The 23,384-nt window shown below is 39.8% G+C and carries 19 protein-coding genes; 1 reads left to right on the plus strand and 18 read right to left on the minus strand.

All coding sequences use genetic code 11. The features are described from left to right. Positions 1-115: 115 nt before the first annotated feature. From M2273_RS23190 to M2273_RS23200, 3 genes are all read right to left on the minus strand, one after another. Positions 116-3,241 (minus strand): PAS domain S-box protein, encoded by a 3,126-nt coding sequence (locus M2273_RS23190; RefSeq protein ID WP_429400165.1) that lies wholly within the window; start codon positions 3,239-3,241, stop codon positions 116-118. 3 nt (positions 3,242-3,244) lie between these two features. Continuing rightward, positions 3,245-4,531: a serine hydroxymethyltransferase gene (glyA, locus tag M2273_RS23195; protein WP_429400166.1), complete on the minus strand. Its 1,287-nt coding sequence runs from the start codon at positions 4,529-4,531 to the stop codon at positions 3,245-3,247. A gap of 181 nt (positions 4,532-4,712) precedes the next feature. Continuing rightward, complete coding sequence (locus tag M2273_RS23200; protein ID WP_429400167.1) at positions 4,713-5,462, minus strand: segregation and condensation protein A; 750 nt, start codon at positions 5,460-5,462, stop codon at positions 4,713-4,715. 232 nt (positions 5,463-5,694) lie between these two features. Between M2273_RS23200 and dxs the strand changes: the two genes are divergently transcribed. After that, positions 5,695-7,626 carry a 1-deoxy-D-xylulose-5-phosphate synthase gene (dxs, locus tag M2273_RS23205; RefSeq protein WP_429400318.1) on the plus strand — a complete coding sequence of 644 codons (1,932 nt, stop codon included), beginning with the start codon at positions 5,695-5,697 and terminating at the stop codon, positions 7,624-7,626. A 50-nt stretch (positions 7,627-7,676) separates the two neighbouring features. Here dxs and M2273_RS23210 read toward each other — a convergent pair whose 3' ends face one another. From M2273_RS23210 to M2273_RS23280, 15 genes are all read right to left on the minus strand, one after another. Next, the gene (locus M2273_RS23210) at positions 7,677-9,263 is read right to left on the minus strand and encodes a gliding motility protein RemB (protein WP_429400168.1); all 1,587 of its coding nucleotides are present in this window, start codon (positions 9,261-9,263) and stop codon (positions 7,677-7,679) included. Positions 9,264-9,290: 27 nt separating this feature from the next. Beyond that, positions 9,291-10,427: a GDP-mannose 4,6-dehydratase gene (gene gmd / locus M2273_RS23215; protein ID WP_429400169.1), complete on the minus strand. Its 1,137-nt coding sequence runs from the start codon at positions 10,425-10,427 to the stop codon at positions 9,291-9,293. 130 nt (positions 10,428-10,557) lie between these two features. Next, positions 10,558-11,121 (minus strand): DUF3109 family protein, encoded by a 564-nt coding sequence (locus M2273_RS23220; protein ID WP_429400170.1) that lies wholly within the window; start codon positions 11,119-11,121, stop codon positions 10,558-10,560. A 4-nt stretch (positions 11,122-11,125) separates the two neighbouring features. Beyond that, positions 11,126-11,911, minus strand: a complete 786-nt coding sequence (locus tag M2273_RS23225) for a DUF3108 domain-containing protein (protein WP_429400171.1) — start codon at positions 11,909-11,911, stop codon at positions 11,126-11,128. Positions 11,912-12,057: 146 nt separating this feature from the next. Continuing rightward, on the minus strand, positions 12,058-12,573 hold the full coding sequence (locus M2273_RS23230; RefSeq protein ID WP_429400172.1) for a DUF2480 family protein: 516 nt from the start codon (positions 12,571-12,573) through the stop codon (positions 12,058-12,060). Between the two features lie 134 nt (positions 12,574-12,707). Then, complete coding sequence (locus tag M2273_RS23235; RefSeq protein ID WP_429400173.1) at positions 12,708-14,837, minus strand: SurA N-terminal domain-containing protein; 2,130 nt, start codon at positions 14,835-14,837, stop codon at positions 12,708-12,710. 97 nt (positions 14,838-14,934) lie between these two features. After that, complete coding sequence (gene lptC, locus M2273_RS23240; protein ID WP_429400174.1) at positions 14,935-15,516, minus strand: LPS export ABC transporter periplasmic protein LptC; 582 nt, start codon at positions 15,514-15,516, stop codon at positions 14,935-14,937. A gap of 11 nt (positions 15,517-15,527) precedes the next feature. After that, on the minus strand, positions 15,528-16,874 hold the full coding sequence (locus M2273_RS23245) for a hypothetical protein (protein ID WP_429400175.1): 1,347 nt from the start codon (positions 16,872-16,874) through the stop codon (positions 15,528-15,530). Then, complete coding sequence (locus M2273_RS23250; protein ID WP_429400176.1) at positions 16,867-17,610, minus strand: type III pantothenate kinase; 744 nt, start codon at positions 17,608-17,610, stop codon at positions 16,867-16,869. Before M2273_RS23250 ends, M2273_RS23245 begins: the two co-directional genes overlap by 8 nt. Further along, positions 17,610-18,302 carry a phosphoribosylformylglycinamidine synthase subunit PurQ gene (purQ, locus tag M2273_RS23255; RefSeq protein WP_429400177.1) on the minus strand — a complete coding sequence of 231 codons (693 nt, stop codon included), beginning with the start codon at positions 18,300-18,302 and terminating at the stop codon, positions 17,610-17,612. The genes M2273_RS23250 and purQ overlap by 1 nt, the downstream gene beginning before the upstream one ends. 45 nt (positions 18,303-18,347) lie before the next feature. Next, positions 18,348-19,334: a DUF6427 family protein gene (locus M2273_RS23260; protein WP_429400178.1), complete on the minus strand. Its 987-nt coding sequence runs from the start codon at positions 19,332-19,334 to the stop codon at positions 18,348-18,350. Between the two features lie 43 nt (positions 19,335-19,377). After that, on the minus strand, positions 19,378-20,382 hold the full coding sequence (locus M2273_RS23265) for a glycosyltransferase family protein (protein WP_429400179.1): 1,005 nt from the start codon (positions 20,380-20,382) through the stop codon (positions 19,378-19,380). A 201-nt stretch (positions 20,383-20,583) separates the two neighbouring features. Continuing rightward, a complete protein-coding gene (locus M2273_RS23270; protein WP_429400180.1) occupies positions 20,584-21,438 on the minus strand; it encodes a UDP-2,3-diacylglucosamine diphosphatase in 855 nt (284 codons plus the stop codon). 260 nt (positions 21,439-21,698) lie between these two features. Then, complete coding sequence (locus tag M2273_RS23275) at positions 21,699-22,217, minus strand: DinB family protein (RefSeq protein ID WP_429400181.1); 519 nt, start codon at positions 22,215-22,217, stop codon at positions 21,699-21,701. A gap of 243 nt (positions 22,218-22,460) precedes the next feature. Further along, positions 22,461-23,156: a YjjG family noncanonical pyrimidine nucleotidase gene (locus M2273_RS23280; RefSeq protein WP_429400182.1), complete on the minus strand. Its 696-nt coding sequence runs from the start codon at positions 23,154-23,156 to the stop codon at positions 22,461-22,463. Positions 23,157-23,384: the final 228 nt, after the last annotated feature.

The raw sequence follows: 23,384 nt of genomic DNA on the forward strand, positions 1-23,384 counted from the left end.
GAAAATTCTAAATTCTAAAAAAAACTAATTCCTAAATCCGAAACGTCGAAGACCTCTTGAACACCATTAAAAACAAACAATGGTGAAAAATCGAACATCCGAAATCCCAAATATCTTATTGGTGTTGGTACCTGCTTAGTTTATCGTACAGCGACTTAGGGTCAAACGGCTTCAGTATATAATCATTCATACCGGCATTACCTATTTCGCCTATTTGGTTACCGAGCATTGATGCTGTTAAAGCAATAATGGGCAATTGTTGAAAGTACGATTCGGATTTTGAACGTATGATCTGGGTAGCCTCGAGCCCTCCCATTTCGGGCATGTGGATATCCATTAATACAACATTATAATTACGGTTGTTTTCTATTTTGTTAATAGCCTCAATACCGTTTTCAGCAAAATCAGCATCAGCGCCCCATTTTTTCAGGATCTTGTTAATTAATAACCGGTTTATCTGATTATCATCAACTACTAAAATATTTATCTTCAGTCCTGCTTCCACATTATTGTTATTACTGCTTAAATAATTATCTGTTTTATTGAAAGTTATCGTGAACCAAAAAGTAGATCCCTGATCTATAACGCTATCCACATTTATCCGGGAGTCATGCAACTCAATTAGCCGTTTACTAATGGCCAATCCTAAACCAGTCCCTCCATATTTACGTGTTGTATCAATTTCGGCCTGCTTAAACTGTTCAAATATGGTACTCAATTTATTGCTGGCTATACCAATTCCGGTGTCCGTAACAGAAAAACGGATACGTACATCCTTTTCCGTTTGCTGAATAACTTTCAGATCAATTTTGATCCCGCCTTTTTCCGTAAATTTAACCGCATTACTTACCAGGTTCAGTAGTATCTGGCACAACCTGGTACGGTCGCCTATTACCATTGGTGGTACGGCATCATCAATACTTTCGCTAAGGTAAATATTTTTTTCATCGGCTTTATACCGCATCGAATTGGTAATACTCTGAATAAGCTCGCGCATGTCAACGTTTACCTTTTCCAGTTCAATATTCCCGGTTTCTATCTTAGTAAAATCCAATACATCATTGATCAGTGTCATTAAATTTTCTGCCGAAAACTTAAGAATGCCCAGGTTCTCCTTTTGCGAATCCATTGGATTATCCTCGAGCAATAAATGCGACATGCCGATAACCGCATTAAGCGGGGTACGTATTTCATGGCTCATAACCGATATAAACATATCCTTGGCCCGGCTTAACTGCAATGCCTCTTCCTTAGCGAGTATCAGTTCAATTTCGGCCTTCTTTTTGGCCGTTATATCAATAATTACTTCAATATACTTATCGACATTGCCATGGCTGTCAATAATTACCGAATTAATGACCGATATCCACAAAGGCTGTCCATCTCTGCGGTAAATAAGCAGATCAACCTCAAACGACTGTTTATTTTTAGAAAGCTCGCGCGCTTTTTGGATACTGGCAACATCAGTAAGTTCGCCTTTAAGTACATCGCCCAGGTGGTTATGGCGTACATCTTCTATGGTATATCCGGTTATTTGTTCAAATGCTTTATTTACCCACTCAACCTTACCATTATTATCATTAATTACAACACCGCTGGTTGTACTGCTGGCCACTAAAGAGAGCTTGGTAAGCTCTTCCTGGCTCTTTTTGCGTTCGGTTATATCAACCATAACACCAATTTGCCGGTCAACCTTGCCCGTTTCATTAAACAGGGGACTATTGGACAAAAATACCCAGCGCGGGGTACCGTCTTTTTTATAGATCTTTATTTCAATTTCATAAGGCTTATTTTCTTTAACCGCTTTTACAGCGCTTTCAAACACCACAAGATCAGTATCTTCACCAATAAGCATTGTGCCCACAACCTTCCCTTCCAGCTCAACAAATGAGTAGCCGATAATATGTTCAAGCGCCTCGTTCATCCATAATACCCGGCCCTGATAATCGCGTATAAAAATGCCACTTGGCGATTTCCTGGCCGCGAAGGATAAAATTTCAAGGTCCTGCTCAATTTTTTTACGCGAAGTGATATCGATAATTACCCTTATAAATTTATCAATCTCTCCTGCTTTATTCCGGATAACCGAGTTGATAACGGTTATCCATATCGGGGTACCATCCTTTCGGTTTATCAAAAGCTCAACTTCGTATGATTCTTTCTTTTTTATGGATGATTCTAATTTTTCAATAGCCGCTTTATCAACCGGCCTACCCTTTAGCGTGGCCGCAATGTGCTTATTTTCAACATCGGCAAAGCTGTAGCCTGTAATATTTTCAAATGCCTCGTTTGTCCACACTACTTCGTCGGCAACGTTGCTTATTACTACGCCATTACTAACTTTGCTGGCTACTAATGATAATTGTTTAAGCTCTTTTACAACCTGTTTCTGATAGCTTACATCCCTGCCGCTGGCAAACCATTTATCATCTTTAAATTTCGCCACCCAGCTTAACCATTTAACAGCATGATCGGGCGTAAAAATGGGCGTTTCAAATTCAAATTTATCCTCGCCGTTTAAACCATTCTGCAGTTGGCTCAGAAACATATCCCTTTCCTTCTCCCTGAAGAAATCCCATATCGGTTTTCCGGTCACCTCATCAGCGTTATAACCTAAAATCGGTTTTACAGACTGGTTGATCCGTTCAATTTTAAAATCGCGGTCTAAAATACAATGAATATCGGGTGAGCTGTCAAAAAGTTCACGGAACTCCTTGTGAAGCGCCAGGCTTTCTTCCAGATCATGTTTTTGCTTGCGCAGTATAAAGTGCGACATTACCTCATCGGCCAATGTCCGTAAGGCATCCCGCTGCTCGGGGCTCAGGTGGTGGGGTACGGTATCAATAACACAGAGCGACCCTAAATGATGCCCGTCCGGATCAATTAATGGCGCACCGGCATAAAAACGTACATTTTGAGTAGTAACAAAAATGTTATCCTTAAAAGTATCATCCTGCAGGGTGTCCTCTATTTCCAGGATATCATCATGGAGGATGGTATGATTGCAAAAAGCGCCGGCACGTGGAATTTCATCCATGCCGGCGCCAAATTTCGATTTAAGCCACTGCCTGTCAGCATCAATTAAAGTGATGAAGGCACCGGGTACATTACATATATAAGATGTGAGGCGGGTAATAGCATCATACTCCTTTTCGGGCAATGTATCTAATACATGATATGACCTCAGGGCTGCTAAACGCTCTTTTTCTGTATTTAAATGTTCCTCCTGCCTGATAACCATTTATTAATCCGAGCCGTTCTCTCTGTACAAAGGGTAGTCGTACATCAGCTTGTGAACCTTTTTACGTATCTTTTTTAAAGAAAGTTCATTTTCAGGGTCGGTAATTACAGCATCTATCAATTCAACAATATGATCCATTTGTTTCTCTTTCATACCGCGGGTAGTAATAGCTGCAGTACCTACACGTATACCCGAAGTTACAAATGGCGATTTATCATCATAAGGCACCATGTTCTTGTTCACAGTGATATCGGCTGTTACCAAAGCATTCTCAGCAGCTTTACCGGTAATATTTTTATTACGAAGATCAATCAGCATTAAATGATTATCGGTACCTCCTGATATGATCTCATAACCGCGCTTAACAAAAGCTTCGGCCATGGCATTGGCATTCTTTTTAACTTGCAGTACGTACTTCATATAGCTTTCGCTTAAGGCTTCGCCAAAGGCTATGGCTTTAGCAGCTATGATATGCTCAAGCGGGCCGCCCTGTGTACCGGGGAAAACAGCCATATCCAGTAATGACGACATCATCCTGATCTCGCCCTTAGGGGTTTTTATACCATAAGGATTCGGAAAATCCTTGCCTAATAAAATAAGGCCACCACGGGGTCCGCGTAATGTTTTGTGTGTAGTAGTAGTAACAATATGGCAATGCGGCAGCGGATCAGTTAATAACCCTCTTGCAATAAGCCCGGCCGGGTGTGCAATATCGGCCAGTACCAAAGCGCCTACCTTATCAGCTACTTTGCGTATAAATTCGTAATCCCAATCGCGCGAGTAAGCCGAAGCTCCGCAAATGATCAGTTTTGGTTTTTCCTGAAGTGCAACCTTTTCCAGTTGTTTATAATCAACCAAACCGGTTTCTTTAACCACGCCATAAAAGTGAGGCTCATATAATTTACCTGAAAAGTTAACCGGCGAACCATGTGTTAAGTGGCCACCATGTGACAGATCAAATCCTAATATTTTATCGCCGGGTTGCAAACAAGCCAGCATAACTGCGGCATTAGCCTGCGCACCTGAATGCGGTTGTACGTTGGCCCACTCCGCATTGAATAATTGCTTAGCTCTATCAATAGCAATGGTCTCAATTTCGTCAACTACCTGGCAACCGCCATAATAACGTTTACCCGGTAAACCTTCGGCATATTTATTGGTTGCAACAGATCCTGCCGCTTCCATAACCTGACGGCTTACAAAATTCTCAGACGCTATCAGCTCAATGCCTTCTTCCTGGCGTTGCTGCTCTTCATCCAGTAGCTTAAAAATTAATTTGTCTCTTTTCATTATATATTATTAAAACGGCCCTAAGTTAGTAAAAAGCCTAAAGCTAAAGGCTAAAAGCTTAAAGCTTTTTTGTATTAGTGATTGATCCTTTGCATATTAAATAAGAAGCATAACGCTAATGGCCTAATACTAAAAGCGCTCTTTCAGCCTACCAATGCTTTTAGCCTTCGGCTTTCTGCTTTCAGCTAATCTCCCTGGCCGATATCCAGAAGTTATTATATCCCAGCCCTATTTGTATATCTATCAGTTCCTGCTGCAGCATTTCTAAAACAGCTAAAAAGTTGTATACAAAATGTACTTTGTTTTCTGACTGCCCGGCAATGGCTTTGAAATCAAGCATTTTATTGATCTTCAACAGATCATCAATAGCCTTTTTTTGTTTTTCGATAGTGTAAGGGTATTGCACTACTGTATGGTGAACCTCCTCGCTGCGGTTCAGGTAATTTTTCATTACCCGCTCATGAACCATCATTAATTTATAAAGACTTATTTCAGATAATTCCTCACCTGGTAATGTTACTTTTTCAACCTGTTCCAGATCATGTTTAATGTTACCACGTTTTTCCTGCTTAAACCGCTCATTTTCAAAAGGTCGCAGTTCATCACATAGTTCTTTGAATTTCTTATACTCTATCAGTTTCCTGATCAGGTTCTCTTTGGTATCGGCTTCGTCGCCTGCCTCATCTGCTTCATACCGGGGCAGCAACATTTTGGCCTTTATACGCATCAGGGTAGCCGCTACAAAAATAAACTCACTGGCCAGCTCCATGTTAAGGCTGGTCATTTGATGTATGTAGTTTAAAAAATCGTCGGTAATACGGGCTATGGGTATATCATGAATATCCAGTTCGTCCCTTTCAATAAAAAAAAGCAGCAGATCAAACGGACCTTCAAACTGGGGTAATCTTATGGCAAAGCTGTCGTCGGTCATAAATATAAGCCCAAAAATAAGATTTTTTAGTATCAAGTAGTTAGTATCAGGTATCAAGACCGTAGTATTTCTTTTCGCAAGCTTTTTAAAGCATCTTGATACTTTATACTAACTACTTGATACCTGATACTAACTACTTGATACTACAATTCGAAACAATAAATACATTTATATGGCCTGTTTTTATAAATAAATAACTTACTTTGTAAGTCAAATATTCTTACAAATGTCAATGCAGGTACCAGCCGGAGATTTGTTGCAAAAAATAAATTATCCATCTGATTTAAAGCAACTTAATGAAAATGAGCTTGAACGGGTTTGCCAGGAGTTGCGCCAGTATATTATTGATGTAGTATCGGTAAACGGCGGCCACTTTGCCGCCAGTCTTGGTGTTGTTGAACTAACAGTTGCCCTTCAATATGTTTTAAATACCCCATACGATCAGTTGGTTTGGGATGTTGGCCACCAGGCTTACGGGCATAAAATACTGACCGGCCGTCGCGAAGCTTTTCATACTAACCGCCTATATAAAGGTATTAGCGGTTTTCCTAAACGATCAGAAAGTGAATACGATACCTTTGGCGTAGGGCACTCCTCTACTTCTATATCTGTAGCTTTAGGCATGGCCGTGGCTTCACATTATAAAGGCGAGACTGACAGGCAACACGTGGCCGTTATTGGCGATGGGGCCATGACAGCAGGTATGGCATTTGAAGCCCTTAACCATGCCGGTATTGAAAGTTCAAACCTGCTGGTGATCCTGAACGATAACAACATGTCTATTGACCCCAACGTGGGTGCTTTAAAAGAATACCTTACTGATATTGCCACCTCGAAGCCTTATAACCGCTTTAGGGATGATATAGCCCATGTGCTGGCAAAGCTATCGGCCATAGGGCCTGATGCCTTTAAAATAGCACAGAAGATTGAAAAAAGCATAAAAGGAACGCTGCTTAAACGGAGCAACTTTTTTGAAGCTTTAAAATTCAGATACTTTGGCCCCATTGACGGGCACGATGTAAATCACCTGGTAAAAGTGCTAAAAGACCTGCGCGATATACCCGGGCCAAAATTATTGCATTGTGTTACGGTTAAAGGCAAAGGGTACGCCTTAGCCGAAAAAGACCAGACCAAATGGCATGCGCCAGGCTTATTTGACAAGATAACCGGCGAGATCAAAAAAACAAAATACGAGAAACCACAGCCTCCTAAATATCAGGATGTATTTGGTCTTAGCATTATTGAACTGGCCGAGCAAAACCCTAAAATTATGGGTATTACCCCGGCCATGCCTTCCGGATGCTCCCTAAACCTGATGATGAAAGCTATGCCAACGCGTGCTTTTGACGTTGGAATAGCCGAGCAACATGCGGTTACTTTTTCGGCAGGATTGGCGACTCAGGGTTTAATACCTTTTTGCAACATATACTCCAGCTTTATGCAAAGGGCGTATGACCAGGTGATACATGATGTGGCCATACAAAAACTAAATGTTATATTTTGTTTGGACAGAGCCGGCGTAGTTGGTGCCGACGGACCAACACACCATGGTGCCTATGACCTGGCCTTTATGCGCTGCATACCTAATATGACGGTATCGGCACCTATGAATGAGGAAGAACTGCGTAACCTGATGTTCACTGCACAACAGGATAATATGGGCCCGTTTGTGATCAGGTACCCCCGTGGTAATGGAGTGATGGTTGACTGGCAGCGTCCGTTTAAGGCAATACCTGTTGGTAAAGGCCGTAAAATATGCGATGGCGATGATGTGGCCATTTTATCAATAGGGGCCATAGGTAACGAAGTGGTAAAAGCTACCGCCGATTTGAATGCTGAAGGTTATTACCCTGCACATTATGATATGCGTTTTGTAAAACCGCTTGATGAAGCCTTATTACACGATGTATTTCAGAAGTTTGATAAGGTGATCACTGTGGAGGATGGCTGCCTTGAAGGAGGAATGGGAAGTGCCATAATTGAGTTTATGGCCGATAACGGTTATCATAAAACCCAGGTAAAACGACTTGGAATACCTGATAAGATCATAGAACACGGCGAACAGCCCGAACTTTGGGCCGAATGCGGTTATGATGCCAAAAGCATTGTTGAGCAAGTTAAAAACTTAGGTGCGAAACGTAATACGCACACTATAGCATCATAAAACAAAAAAAGCGGCTTGGCCGCTTTTTTTGTTTTATGAATAGAGTTCTTTCAATGCGTTTTATAACTCGCTATGTCGTTATAAATACTGCGGAATGAGCTGCGTATACCCAATGTAAGCATAGCGGTTTTATCATGAAACTGGCTATTTTTTTCGGAACGGTACATCCCTCCCAATTCAAAACGCAGGTTATATTTAGGATTAAGCAAATAAGCTACCTTGGTTTCAATGTAAATCATATTGGTGGTTAATCCCTGACCAGTGTAGTTACCCAATGCCCTTGCAGGATCAACATATACCTGGAAAAGATCCTTTCCGTAATTTACATAATCAGTATCTAACCCATAGTGGCCATAATCAACCTCGCCCGAAAAATCAAATCTTTTATAGGAATAGTTCAACAAGCCAACAAATTCGCGAAAATTAGCTCCCCACGGATGTGCCAAAGGCTCACCATTTTCTGCATAGTTAATTACCGAGCTACGTTCTGAATAAGTATAGGGCTTAACATTATTGGTTTCAACCAGGTAATTTAATCCTTGTACACTAAACAGGTTTGCACCCCTCAACCCAAATTGCCACGCATATTTATTGCGTGAGCTGCCGTTGCTCGAAAAAAAGTTTTTGGCCTCAAATTCATCCAGGGCAAACTGGCCATAAGCCGTAATACCATCAGTAAGTTTATATTTACCCGTAAGACCTAACAGCGCATTATCCGGCGATCCGTTTGTTGCCTCAGCAGGCCTCAAAAATATTATAGGGTTTATATAAGTAAAATCAAATCCGCGTGTATGGCCCGCATCATCTTTAGCGGCCCAAATTACAGCATCAAAGAAACCAAATGAAAGCCGGTTGCTCACATTCCAATCCAGGTAATGGAACACACCATACTTTTTACGGTCGCCGCCATCAACTTTAATCGATAATGGGTCATTAAAATAAGCCCACATGGCCATATATTTTACATTACCAAGAGTGGCTGTTAATTTAAAGAACGGGTATGGCGAAGCATAATCAGACAAAAGCTCAGAACGATAACCATCTCCTATAAAGGTTTTATCGCGCCCCCCGGTTATATTCAAATATTTATTAGGGGTGTATGACACTAATCCTGTGATATATGACCAGCGATATTCATTGCCATAAATACCTGCGTAAGCCTGCCCGGGTGCTATGCCTATTTGGTTGGTATAGGTGGCCATGTAACCAGGCAATACCGCCCGGTTTTCGTAAGCACTTATGTTGTAATACAACTTGCTGCCAACTGTACCGCCTAATTGTAAGCCAAGTGTAGCAAAATTGGTATTCCTTTTTCCCTCAAAATCCCGGCTTAGGTTAAAATCAGGTAACAGATCAGTATAAAAAGTATAACCGTCCCCTTTAACATCAATCTGGTGCTGATTAAAAAACTTTCCCTTAAGTCCATTGATGTTCATTAAAGAATCGTAATGATACTTTAACAGGGAATCATCAGCAAACATTGGTTTTAATGAGCTATGTACCCGGGTTTTGGTTGAATAAACGTCGGCGTTAAGTTTTTGGTAAAATTGATAGGAATACGGCTGATATACTGATTGTGCTTTTACAACTTCGCTTATCAAAAGTAATAGTATAACGCTGGTAAATATTTTCCTCATATATAGAATTGGTAATATAAATAAAGGTTATTCAAAATAATTAAGCGTTTTAAAACCACCCTTTTTTAGATATTCGTCTTTTTTAACCAAATGCAAATCTGACTGCATCATATCAGTAACCAGCGCCTGCAGGCTATATTTAGGTTTCCATCCCAGTTTTTCAAAAGCTTTTGATGCGTCGCCAATTAACAAGTCTACCTCAGTAGGTCTGAAATATTTAGCATCAACCTTAACAACGGTTTGCCCAAATTTCAGGTTATCCATATTTAAACCCAGTTCGGCAGCTTTTTGCTGGTCAATATCAATAATCACGCCACGTTCATGCTCATCTTTCCCGCTAAATTCCACTTCAATACCTAACTCATTGAATGCCATCTTTATAAAATCGCGCACGGTGGTAGTAATACCGGTGGCAACAACAAAATCATCGGCCTTGTCCTGCTGCAGCATTAGCCACATTGCTTCAATATAGTCTTTGGCATGTCCCCAATCGCGTTGCGCAGAAAGATTACCTACGTAAAGGCAATCCTGCAAGCCGAGGGCAATTTTTGCCGCGGCACGTGTAATTTTACGGGTAACAAAAGTTTCGCCCCTGATAGGGCTTTCGTGGTTAAACAAAATACCGTTGCAGGCATACATCCCATATGCTTCACGATAATTTACAATTATCCAATAACCGTATAGCTTGGCTACTGCATAAGGCGACCGGGGGTAAAACGGGGTGGTTTCACTTTGCGGAACAGCCTGTACCAAGCCATATAGCTCTGATGTTGATGCCTGGTATATACGTGTTTTTTTTGTCAATCCTAATAATCTAACAGCTTCTAAAATTCTCAGGGTTCCTATTCCATCGGCATTTGCAGTATACTCAGGAGTATCAAAACTTACCTTTACATGGCTTTGAGCTGCCAGGTTATAAATCTCATCAGGTTGTACTTCCTGTATTAATCTTATTAAGTTGGTTGAATCTGTAAGGTCGCCGTAATGTAGTTTAAACTTTACATTAGGTTCATGCGGGTCATGATAAAGATGATCAATCCGCTCCGTATTAAATAATGACGACCGCCGTTTTACACCATGTACCTCATATCCTTTTTTAAGTAGAAATTCGGCCAAATATGCTCCGTCTTGTCCTGTTATACCTGTTATTAAAGCTGTTTTCATTAATTTTAATACGCTAAACTTATATTATTACAATATTATCCAAATTAATTGTAAAAACTTGTTTAATCAGGGATAAAAGTACTATAGGTAATAACTGACCCGGCAAAAATTACAATTATGTTTAGCGTGGTTAAATACCAGAAACTTCATTTTCCAGTTCCTGATACCATTCCTGCCCATACTTGCGTATAAGCGGGTCTTTTAAAAATTCGTGTACACGAACCTTAAGTTCATCACCAAATGAGCATGCAGGGCTACAAATGCTCCAACGGTCATAGTTCAATACATCAAACTCTGGGTATGTGGTGATACGGATAGGATATAAATGACAGGAGATAGGTTTTTTCCAGGTGATGGCGCCCTGCTCATATGCTTTTTCGATACCACATTTGGTAATACCGTTTTCCCATATTACATAAGCGCACTCTTTATTTACATCAACGCAGGGGGTGGTATAATCACCTTCAAAATCCTTTACATGGGTACCTACTTTTTCAATAGTTCTGATACCTTTTTCGGTAAGATAAGGTTTTACCTTAGGATATATTTCTTTTAAAATATCAAGTTCATCGGCATTTAGCGGCGCGCCCGAATCGCCTTCCAAACAACAGGCGCCTTTACATTTGTTCAGGTTACAAACAAAATTTTCCTTCACTACATCCTCATGCACCAATACGTTACCAACCTCGATCATATTTTTATTTACTTTTTTTTATAGGGTTTAAAGGATACTTAAGGCCGGTAGCGTCCTGCAGATCCATTGTTATACTACCTAAGATTACTTCCACATGGGCCTTTACGGGTATCCTGTTGCCATCATTAGTTATCCAAAGGTACAATTTACTATCCTTCCTGAAAATACGGCCCGGAATAATGGTTGGATTAAATTTAAGACAATCAAACTTACCCATAGAACAGTCCACCACCTCCGTACCAACATAGGTTATACCCATAGAGTGAAAGCCGTCCTCTAAAAAGTATTGCATCTCAAACCTATCACCGATCTTCATTTTTGAAACATCAATAGTACGGGCAAAATAATAGGCCGATACAAAATCAAATGTTTTCCCTTTATATGGAAATGTACCTTTATTGGCAGTCACTTTATCGGTCTTATGATCAAAGCTCACATTATCGGTATGCTTCCACTTTCCTTCGCGCCTGTTCTCTGTATAAAAATAAGGCTCCAACGTATTTTGATCAACGTATGACTCATACTTGTTGCGCACCTTATAAAAAAAATCAAACGAGCCTGCCGTTTTACCTTCGGCAATCAAGTGAAATGCAGATTGTCCGGTAAACTTTTTATCACTTGCTTCAACCCGTATATTGGCTTCGGCAGCAGTAAAAATCCCGTATTTCATTTTATAGCTCAGCTTTTCGCCTACCTTAAAAACAGGTTCACTTATTTTTGTAAGTTCCTGCGAAAAAGCATTACTATAACAGGAAAGTAAGAATAAGGTATAAAAAAAGTATTTTCTCATTAGCACAGCTTGCTTTAATAAATATGGCCTGGCATTATTGGCGTGAAGATATGACAACTGCTACTATAAATGGTTTAAATCCATTTTTATTGCGCTGACCTATAAATACCGCTTTGACAGGTACATTCATTAAAAAAAGCAAGCCCTTAATCTTTCCGCTTATAGATAGGTACGGTTGAGCAAGGTTCGCCAAACATGAGGCTTTTTACTATAGGTGTGAGTTTTTTAGTTAGTTCAACATAAGCCGAAACAGGTACAGCAGTATCGCCGCAGCCTTTTAATACTATACGCTGATCACGATATTGTTCAAAATCGGCTTTTGACATCTCTTTTTCAAACAACACTGTTTCCAAAACATCCTGATCACCAAAAACAACTTCGCGGGCATATGGGGCCATCCGGTTAGCCAGCAGCATATAGGCCCATGCTGGCACAATGGCATCAGCGGTACAGGTAATTCCTACGTTTTTACCAGCATACTGTGTCCAGTCGTGTTCTTTTATAAAATCCCTGAAATCTTTTTCACGTAATATAAGGCCATGGAACAAGTTATCTTTAATATCATAAATAACACGGTCGCCGGCAGGATAAAAAGCAGCAGGATCTAAAGTGACCAAACCACTTTGAGCCACTTTATTCACTATATTTTCCTGTATATCCATAATTATAAATGCTAAATCCGAAATGCTAAACTCTAAATCCGAAATCGAACATCCGAAACCAAAATAATTCCTAAATAAAAAATCCGGGAACACCTTTAAGTTGATCCCGGATACAAAATTACTTTAAAATTTCCTTATAACAGTTTAGCCCTGTTATCTTTTACATTAGCATTATCTTTCAGCGCCTCCAGTATTTGTCCTTCTGAACGCTGTAGTAAAGTTTGTGCTATTTGTTGTTTCTCTCTTACATTATTGGTAAGTGCTGCAGGATTAGTAAAGCCATCCACAACATATACATAAACACCTTGCTGTCCGTTAACTGGTTTTGAAAGTTTGTTTACCTGTGAACCAAAAATAGAGCCAATAACTTTATATTCAATTGACGCGCCAGGGATAACCGGATTTGCAAACACAATGTTCTGTACAGGAACAACCTTGCTGCCCGCTTTTTGAGCCACCTGATCAATTGTTGAAGACCCGTTCAATGCAGCCTGGAATTTTTCGTTCAGCTGTTTAGCTTTTACCTCGTTACGTACAGCCGGTTCAATTTGCTTTTTAACTGCATCAAGCGGTAATACACCTTTAGGTTTAATTTGGCTTAAACGGGTAATGATATATTGATCGCCAACAGTAAATACCTTATCGGTAATATCACCTTTTTCAGCTTTGTATGCCCATCTAACCACATCTCTTGCATTATCCAAACCTGGCAGGCTTGTAGCCACACCGGTAACATCTTCGGCAGTTTGCTTTTTCAAGCCTTCTTTTTTAATCTCGGCATCAAAGTTATCCTTTGTTAAGGCACCTAAAAATGCCTGAGCTTTGCTGTAAGCTATTGTTTGTGTTTTACTGCTGGCCTGTATTGGCTTATCAACTACCGCAACTTTTACCACTTTTACTGATCCTTTTTGATCTTCGATCTGGATAAGATGTACTCCAAATTGTGAGGTAACTACAACCAGATCGCCTTTATGGGCATTAAAAGCCGCATTGGTATACTCAGGAGTAATTTGTCCCTGGCCACCGCCCATTGCACCATTAACATCAAATGCAGGTATTTCTCCGCCTTTAGCGCCACTTCCCTTATCAACTGAAAAAGTTAAAGCCAGTTCGGCAAATGATTTGCCACCCTGAATTAGTTTTTTCAGGGAATCGGCTTTAGCTATCGCTTTATCAATACCGCCTTCGGTAGCCGGGTTAATTAATATATGCTTTGTTTTTACCGAATCAAAGGTGGTTTTAACATCTGTAAGCTTAGCTAATTTATAGCTGCCGTTTGATATATACGGACCATAAACAAATCCTTTAGCCGCATTAAACATCAAAGTATCAAGCTTTGGCTCAAGCGCGCCTTTTTTCTGAAAAGCAACAGGCGTTTTTGTTTCAGCGTTTATTTGAACAAAAAGTGAGTCATTGGTACTGGTTTTAAAACTTTCAGCAAGTTTATTAACCTCCACTTTTAAAGCTGCGCTATCTTCTTTTGAAGGTGCAGCATTAAAGCTTACATACTCAAATGACCTCAGATCCTGCTGATTTTTAAACTCAGCTTTATGGGCGTTGTAATACGTGTTATAGTCATCATCAGTTAAAGTAACCTTAGCATCAGGGATCGAAGCATAATCAAGTGTGGCATACTTAAAGTTTACCAGCTTATTTTTAGCTTCGTAATCATCCTTAGCTTCCAGCGAGTTAACATACAAGCCACTGGTAACCAAAGCCATGTACTTTGTTGCCTTTTTTGCTTCGATCAATTGTATTAAGAAATCGGTCCAGGCTTGTTTTTGTGTAGGATCGGCTTTGCCTGATTGTAAATAGCTCAAAAACTGGTTAAGCTTGTTTTTATCAAAAGCCCCTGTTTGAGGATCTGAAAACTGACGTGCAATCTGAGGGTCAGGATTGTTACCATTAACCATCGATGCGCTTTCGTCGCCACCAACCACAATACCTACCTTTTCAATCTCCTTGTTAAGAAGAATCTGGCTCAGATACTGGTTCCAGGTTGTTTCCTGAATGTAACTGGTGATCTGCGGCGAGATATTTTGCCCCGACTGTTTAAACTGTGCAGTGTTCTGCTCCAGTTTTTTATTAAATTCATCATAAGGAACTTTTTCGCCATTTACTACGGCCAATTCATTACTATCGTCCCTAAAAAAAGACCCGCCAGACCTTACCACCTCGCTTATAATAAAAGCAAGAAGCGCGAAACCAATAAAAAATGCGAGAATCTTCCCCATTCTTTCGCGCAAATAACCCATTATACCCATATACTTTTTATAATTATTTTTCTATCCTTCAAAAGAGGGCGCAAGATACAATTTTTAGTAAAATTCTATAACACAAAATTTTCCTGAAAAAAAAGCACTATTGCGTTGCATTTTCATCTACATGAAATATACCCTTGCTGTTCCTAAGCGTAGGGTGCAGAAACTTGTCGTCGCTCTCAAAATTATCACCATTCATTATATTCCCTCCATTCATGGTAACTTCTACATTTTTGTGGGAGTATACTTTTTTTGTTCCTGCATTCCAGAATAATTCTTCTGATTTGTAGGTTTCGCCTTTGGCATTGGTGGCCACCACATTTTTATGAAACTCATATAACTTATCGTCCTCATGCAATATGCCCGTATCGGCCACAATGTTACCCGATTCCTTTTGAGTTACCTTATCATAAAATACTATCCTGATCCCTTTTGGTGCAACCTTATACGGTTTTTTGGTTTGGTATTGCAATAGCAGGGGAGCTGTTAAATGCAACTGAACTTTTGCCGAGTCGCTCATAATGAGGTCGACTCCGGTGGTAGGTTCCACAATTATACCAACCTCGTTTGATGCTATTTCTTTAACCTTATTCAGGTCATTCTCGCACGATGATATAAAAAGGGCAAACATGGGCAATAACAACAGGCATAAGCCATGTAAATGTTTCACCCGGTTATACATAACGCTGCTGATTAATCAAATTTATATTTTTGGAACCACCTGTCATTAAGTGTAAAGCCCAAATGAATATTAACATAATTTTCCCTCACCAGGCCATTCACCAACGAACCTCTTTTGCCTACCTCGGCCGAAATGTTGATCTTATAAAAACTACCGTTATTAGGTCTCAAAGGTAAGCCTAAACCTGCGGTAACAGCATATCTTTTAATTTGGGTATTATTAACGGTCATATAGGTTTCGTCATATATAGCACCTAAACGATAATCAACCGAGGCCAGGTAATTACGGAGTGTTGCAATATTGGGGGTATACTGCCCGCCAATGTTAAATGTTTTGTTATTCTGCAATCCCTGGTTTACACCTGCTATACTAAGATCAGACCATTTACCCATAGAATAGTCGGCTCCAACCAAAAACTTTCCGTCGCTTTGAAATGATATACCAAAACGGTTTATCTGCGGAAGTTTTATTTTTGATTTAGGATCCTGTCTGTTTATAAGGCTATCGGCAGCAACGTTCTGATTGCCACTGCCGTCATTATAATACTGGCTTACAATAAAGCTGCTTTGTGTATTAAGTTTTGAGCCGGCTGATGCTGAGTATCCCAATACCAGGTGTTTTGTTTCTGAAAAATCAAACGAGTACTGAACCCCATAATCATAATTTAAACCACCAATGGAATTACTTTGTTCGATTTTTGAATTTATAGTTCCTACAAGATTAGGTATCTCTGTAGTACTGATATCTTTTAAAGTACCAAATATATAGGATACGTTACCACCTAATAAAAGGTGTTTACCTATACCAAATCCGTAACCCAAATAAGCCTTTGACAGACCACCATCGCCGCTATAGGTATAATTAGTAATGTTGGTATCAGCTGGTGATGTAATACCGGTGCCTTTAACAGATTTTGTATAGTTATAGCCTCGTTCGCTGTAAGGAAGCAAGCCAAAGCTAAATGCCGAACGTTTTGACACCGGTATAGCAAAAGCTATGTGATCAAGCCTGAAATTACTATTTTTTTGACTTGTCGAGCCAGTTTGGTTCAGGGTTAAAAAGTTACTGTAAACACCTATATCAATTGTAGTAAAGGTGATGGCACCGTACGAAGCCGGGTTAATAATATTGATATTATTAAATGGATTAACAGAATTGGCAGTATTAGAAACACCTATCCGGTTGGTAGCTACACCAATACCACCCATACCTAAGCTTTGGATTGATGCCTGTTGATCAATATCGCCAATACCGTACCTTGAATATGGAGAACTTGAAGTTGCTGTTGATTGGGAATGTGCTGCAAATGCAATAACAGCAAATAAAAGTGTTATAAAAAACCTGGTATATTTAATCATTATGCTTTTGTATAGCTGCGTTTAATCCTTTTAAAACCAAATAAGGTTCATTTTTAATATAGGGGGCAAAGATGCTATTTTTCAATAGAGTATCAAAAAAAATACTGTCGCCCCCGCTTAGTATAATATTCAGTTGTTGACTATTATTTTTATAGCTTTCAATAAAGCCTGTTAGTTCATATTTTATTCCGTTTTGCACTCCTGAACGTATAGCAGTTTCTGTATCGTTTCCGTATGCGGTATTAAAGGCTGCATCGGTATTAATTAATGGTAAGCCGGCTGTATAATAATTTAAAGCCTTATAACGCATATTTAAACCCGGCGATATGCTGCCGCCAAAATAATTTCCGCCGGCATCAATATAGTCATACGTTATACAGGTACCTCCGTTAATCACCAGGTTGTTTAAGCCGGGATAAATATGATTTGCACCTATAACTGCAGCTAAACGATCAGTACCAAGTGTTTCAGGGGTTAAATAATGGTTTTGTATGTTGCTTTTTATTAAGGCAGTGAAATAGGTAAGCGGAATTTTTGCTCCCAAACCAATTTGCCACGGCTCGATATGCTTCTTAACCGACGAGATTATCGCTCTGCCAACTTTATAATTATTCAAAAAACTATCCAGCGTATTCGCGTCAACAGTTTCAAACTGTTCAACTACCAACAGCTCATCCAGCTTAAAAACTGCAATTTTTGTATACGTATTACCAATATCGATAACCAGATTGGTCATCAGGCCCTAACTAATGATAATATGGATTCAAAAATAGCCAATCCGTCTTCGTTGGCCAGCAAGCTATCGGCGGCACGTTCAGGATGCGGCATTAACCCAAACACATTCCTGTTTGCATTGCAAATACCGGCAATGTTCTCTAATGATCCGTTAGGGTTAGCTTCTGCCACAATGTTACCGGCCTCGTCGCAATATCTGAACAATACCTGCTCATTATCGTTAAGGGCCTTTACTACATCAGCATCAGCAAAATAATTACCTTCGCCATGGGCAATAGGAATTTTATATGCCTGCTCCTGCACTAATTGCGCGGTAAGCAATGATTTGGTTGTTTGTGGTTTTAAATAAATATTGCGGCAAATAAACTTACGGTTCTCGTTGTGCAATAAAGCACCATCCAACAGGCCGGCTTCTGCCAATATCTGGAAACCGTTGCAAATACCCATTACATAACCACCTTTTGCAGCAAATTGTATAACTTCCTGCATAATTGGTGAAAAACGGGATATTGCTCCCGAACGCAGATAATCGCCAAAAGAAAAACCACCTGGCAAAACAACAAAGTCAACACCCTGCAAATCATGGTCTTTATGCCATAACCTTACTACCTGCTGACCCATTATTTTTTCTAATACATATATGATGTCTTCATCACAATTAGATCCGGGAAATATAACTACTCCAAATTTCATGTTACAAAACTAATATAACCGCTGAAATTTGAACGAATGTAAAAGTTAAAAATTGTTAAACTGAAAGCAGATGATGCTGATTAGCAGCAATAAAAACAGGCTTTCGTAAAACCATTTTTTGGTGGCATACAGAAAATAATAGGCAAAAAACACCGCGGCAGGCGCTATACACAATAAAAAGTGGTTTAAATGGAACGCGGCATTTACATAAAATGAAAACGCCCCTATTAAAAAAATAAAAAATAACAGCTGGAAAGATTTACGTGTTTGCACATAACTTTTAAAGAAATTCTTCTGTAATTTAAAAAAACAGAGTACCAATATCATTATTACAGGTATAAGCAGCAGGTAATTATAGGAGTTTATGCTGATGTGATCAGGAAATTTTTTACCTAACGGAAGCCAGATGTTGTAAAACCCCTTTAGGCGATCATTCAGGTAATAAAAAACCGCCAGGAAAAAAAATATGGTGACATAACCCAATATACCGGCTATCCACTCGCGCCAGTTAAAGGGTTTAAAAAGTACCAGCGCTATCCATATCACTAAAAACAGATAAATAAAGGGCAAATAGATCAGGGAGCCCAATGCCACAATCATGCCCATATCGTAAACGGTTGATTTGGCATCATCCCCCTTATACAAACTAAATAGCTTGAACAACATCCATATAATCAGAAAATTACAGATGAGCGGGGCACTCAACATTAAAAATGGGGTAAACAAACCCGACAGGGTTATGTACATTAAGGCCGGTAAAAAGGTAGGCTTGCCCAGTAAGTTATAAAAGTTGATGAGGTAATTAAGCAGCAAAGCCTGTATAAACACTAATACAGCAGCCAATAATACATTTGAAGCAGGCGAAAAAGCATATTCGTACGAGATAGGTACCAGCAGCCTGGCAAAGGGCTCCACAAAAATAAACTCCAGCTTATCGGGCACATGAAACAAATAGCCTATGCGCGACAGTAACAATACAATTGCCAGCCACAAAACATTCAACGGATTAAAGGCTCTGAAAATATTGATCATAAAGGCGCGCTATTTTGCGGCGTAAAATTAGCAGAAAAACCTTTTATGCTACAATGCTTTGTGGCTTTGCGTACTGCTTTATTAAATTGTCAACTATCCGGGCGGTTTCATCAGGAAAATTTACAATTACTTTTTTGTCGTCCTGTATCCAGTTATTGAGGTGGGCTGTAAATTTTTCATTTATCTCATTAATAACCGGCACACCCATTTTTGATGCGGCCAGGGCGTTACACTGCTGCTCATACTGCCCCTTCATGGGTATCATCAACACTTTCTTTTTCAGGAACAAGGCTTCGGCCGGTCCTTCAAAGCCACCGCCGGTTAGCAGCCCTTCGCAATTGGCAAGACTTGTATTAAAAGCCTCGTTATTTACCGGAAATATCTCCACATTGCCCGATTGATAAGGTATTTTTTGGCGTTTTGAAAAAATTTGCCATTTAGCATCAGTTACCTTGCTTAAATGTTTTAACAGCGTTTTATCATCATAAGCAGGCAGATAAACTGTATAATGCCCCAGGTTGGCCGTTTCCATTTCACGGATGCCGCTCCTGATCACCGGGGTATGTATAAAATCATCATACCGGTCAAAATGGAAACCTACATGATAGGTAGTAGGCGAATAATATTTAAACAGCCACTCCGCATAGTTCCACTTAGCGGGCCGCGGTGTTTTTGGCGACACAAATGAACACTGATGACTTAACGATACCGACGGTACCTTTTGCAGCCGGCACGCCCAGGCGCTTACGGGTTCAAAATCGTTTATAATAAGATCATAGTGGTTCAGGGGCAGGCTATGCATATCTCGCCAAAGCTGGCGTAGGTTCATGATTTTAAATGTGGCCCAATTATCTACGCCGCCATTGGTACCAAACACAAAGCTAAAGCCATGAAATCTGTATTTAAGAGGCTGTGTTAATGAAACCTCGGCCTCGGTACCGCTTATTAACAGATCAACCTCGCCATATTGTTGCAATAGAGGCACAATTTCGCGGGCCCGGCTAATATGTCCGTTACCGGTTCCCTGTATAGCAAAAAGTATTTTCATGGTAGTAAGCGTGTTCAAGCCCGAAACTGAGATAGCAGATCATCCATCTCCGTTAGGTTTTAAACGTCAATTTTCACAGTTTAATTTGTGGGGGTCAAGTTAGTAATTAGTATCAAGTAGTTAGTATCAAGTATCAGGATTTCTTGTGAACAGCAGATAGCCTTTTAAGTCGTGATACTTGATACTAACTACTCGATACTATTAATGAGGTTCCTGTTTAAAACGTTCAAGCAGGCTTTTAACATCCAGCTTGGCGTCCAGATCTTCGGCATCGGTTTTATCGTCTTCGTCGGCATCGGTTTTAAAATCATCAGGGTTGTATTTGAATATTTTCCATTCGCCTTCATAATACTCCAACGCGGTAAGGCTCTCTACCCAATCGCCCGAATTTAAATACAGTACAGAACCTGTTTGTTCGGTATTTGTTATTTCCCTGATCTCGGCATGGTGTATATGCCCGCATATTACATATTTATAATCTTTATCTACAGCCAGGTCGGCAGCGGTTTGTTCAAACTGGTTTATAAATTTTACCGCTTCCTTAAACCGGGCTTTTATTTTTTGCGAAAAGCTCATTTTTTGACGCCCAAGGGCGGTTAAAAACCAGTTGGATAAGCTATTGATCAGGATAAGGGTATCATACCCTACCGCGCCCAATTTGGCCAGCCATTTGGAGTGCTGCATGGTTACATCAAATATATCGCCGTGAAATATCCATGCTTTTTTGCCATCAATGTTTAATACAATTTTATTGAGCAGCTGAAACGACCCCAGGTTAAAATCGGTGAATTTGCGCAACATTTCATCATGGTTCCCGGTTAAGTAATGTACAGGTATGCCGTCTGTAACAAACTTAAGTATGCGGCGCACCACCTTCATGTGGGCCTCGGGCCAGTACGATTTACTAAACTGCCATATATCAATAATATCACCGTTTAGGATAAGCATTTTAGGTTTTACGCTTTTTAAATATTTAAGCAGCTCTTTGGCGTGACAGCCATATGTACCAAGGTGCACGTCAGATATTACTATGATATCAACTTCACGTTTCGACATTAAAATTGGGGGGGTTACATTCTCATCCGGCAAATAATACCGGTTAATATTTACATTTGAAATGTTGAACAAACGATTACTCGTCGTCTTCGTCTTCATTAACATTCAGTTCATAAGGGCTGATATAAAAGGCGCCAACTAAAAGCAGCAAACCCATAACAACCAAATACGCATATTCAAAATTCATCATTAAATGATTTTAACAAATGTCGGTAAACTAAATTATTTAATTGTTAAGACTCTGTTAAATGTAAAAGGTTTCAAGCAATGTGAAATTTTCTTTTTATCTGCTCCAATTGCTTTAAATGGTGCTGCAAGTGTATCCTGGTGAACCTGAACCATTGCCGGGCATTAAGCATACCCAAACGCGGGTGCTTATAACGGATATCGGCCGGTGCATTTGCAATGAGCGGCATGATGGTTTCAACACGCTGGCGGCATTTAATAATTAAGTTCCGGGCATCTTCCTTACTGATCTTTTCAACGATTATGCCATCGAGCGATTTGATCCTTACCGGCGGGAAACATCCAAACAACAGCGTAAAGCGCCCCTGTATTGATAACCCCTGATTGGTAGGGGGGCAATTACTGTGTGCGCAACGCTCTATGGCAATTGAAGAACGTAAGGTGGCTTTCATGACATGACTGTAAACTTCGGCCGGGGACCAGCCGCCACCTGATGGGGTTTCTGTAAATAATTCATCAATAATGGTATCTAACCATTCACGGTAATTATCAAATGCGATTTCAATGGCCCTGTGCTCCTTTGCAATGCTCATAATAATAAAGTTAGCGCTTTTAAATAATAAATAATGTGCCGTTAAATATTATCCATGTGTTTTTGAGCAACAGGGGCTTTTTACTTTAAACAAAAAAGCCTCATGTCATTTCGAACCCTTGTGTGTAGGGTACAGCATAGAGAGGGTGAGAAATCTTTTACACCCATAAATGCATGGCATATAAGATTTCTCCTCGCGCCACCGGCACTTCTCCCTACACATGCTCGTCGAAATGACATTGTTTTATAATATGGTGATCAACTCCTTTAAATGAGTTATCTGCACAGGCACGTCATCCGGTTTGGGTGCGTTAAACGGATTAAAATAAATAGCATCCATTCCAAAATTCAATGCCCCGTATATATCAGCTTCCAGGCTGTCGCCTATCATCAGGCTTTCATGTTTATTTGCACCGGCCAGGTTAATAGCGTATTCAAATATGGCCTTATCAGGTTTATTTACGCCAACATCTTCTGATATGATGATATGCTGAAAATAGCCTTCCAAATTTGTGCCTGCCATTTTTAATTTTTGCGATTCTTTAAAACCGTTTGAAATTAAATGCAAGGTGTATTTATCCTGCAGATATTGCAGTGTTTCATGCGCGTGAGGGAACAAGTTGGTTTTAGTAGGACAAAGCTTTACATAAGCGTCTTCAAAATCAGCGGGGATTGTTTCGGGGCGCAAGCCAAGTTCTATAAATGTCTTTTTAAAGCGGGCTTCACGCAATTCGTCTTTGGTGATCTCCCCAACATGATATTGCGCCCAAAGCTGGTGATTATGGCGGGTATAAGTTTCAATGAATAAATCGGCCGATGTTAGTCCGATAGTATGCAACTGGTGGATATGGTAAAGCTCCTGCAGGGCCTCTTCGGCATTTTTATCAAAATCCCAGATGGTATGGTCAAGATCGAAGTAGATATGTTTGTATTGTTTCATTTTGATTTCGGAATTCGGATGTTCGATTTGGGATTTATTTCTAGATTTAGAAATTCAATCAGCCATCATTAAAATAAATCCAAAATTAAACAATCCAAATTTCTAATTCAGAAATTGAACATTTTGATTTCGGAATTCGGATGTTCGATTTGGGATTTATTTCTTGATTTAGAAATTCAAAATCAGCCATCATTAAAATAAATCCCCAATTAAACTATTCCCTACATA

The organism is Mucilaginibacter lappiensis (assembly GCF_050433765.1).
GTDB classification, from domain to species: domain Bacteria; phylum Bacteroidota; class Bacteroidia; order Sphingobacteriales; family Sphingobacteriaceae; genus Mucilaginibacter; species Mucilaginibacter lappiensis_A.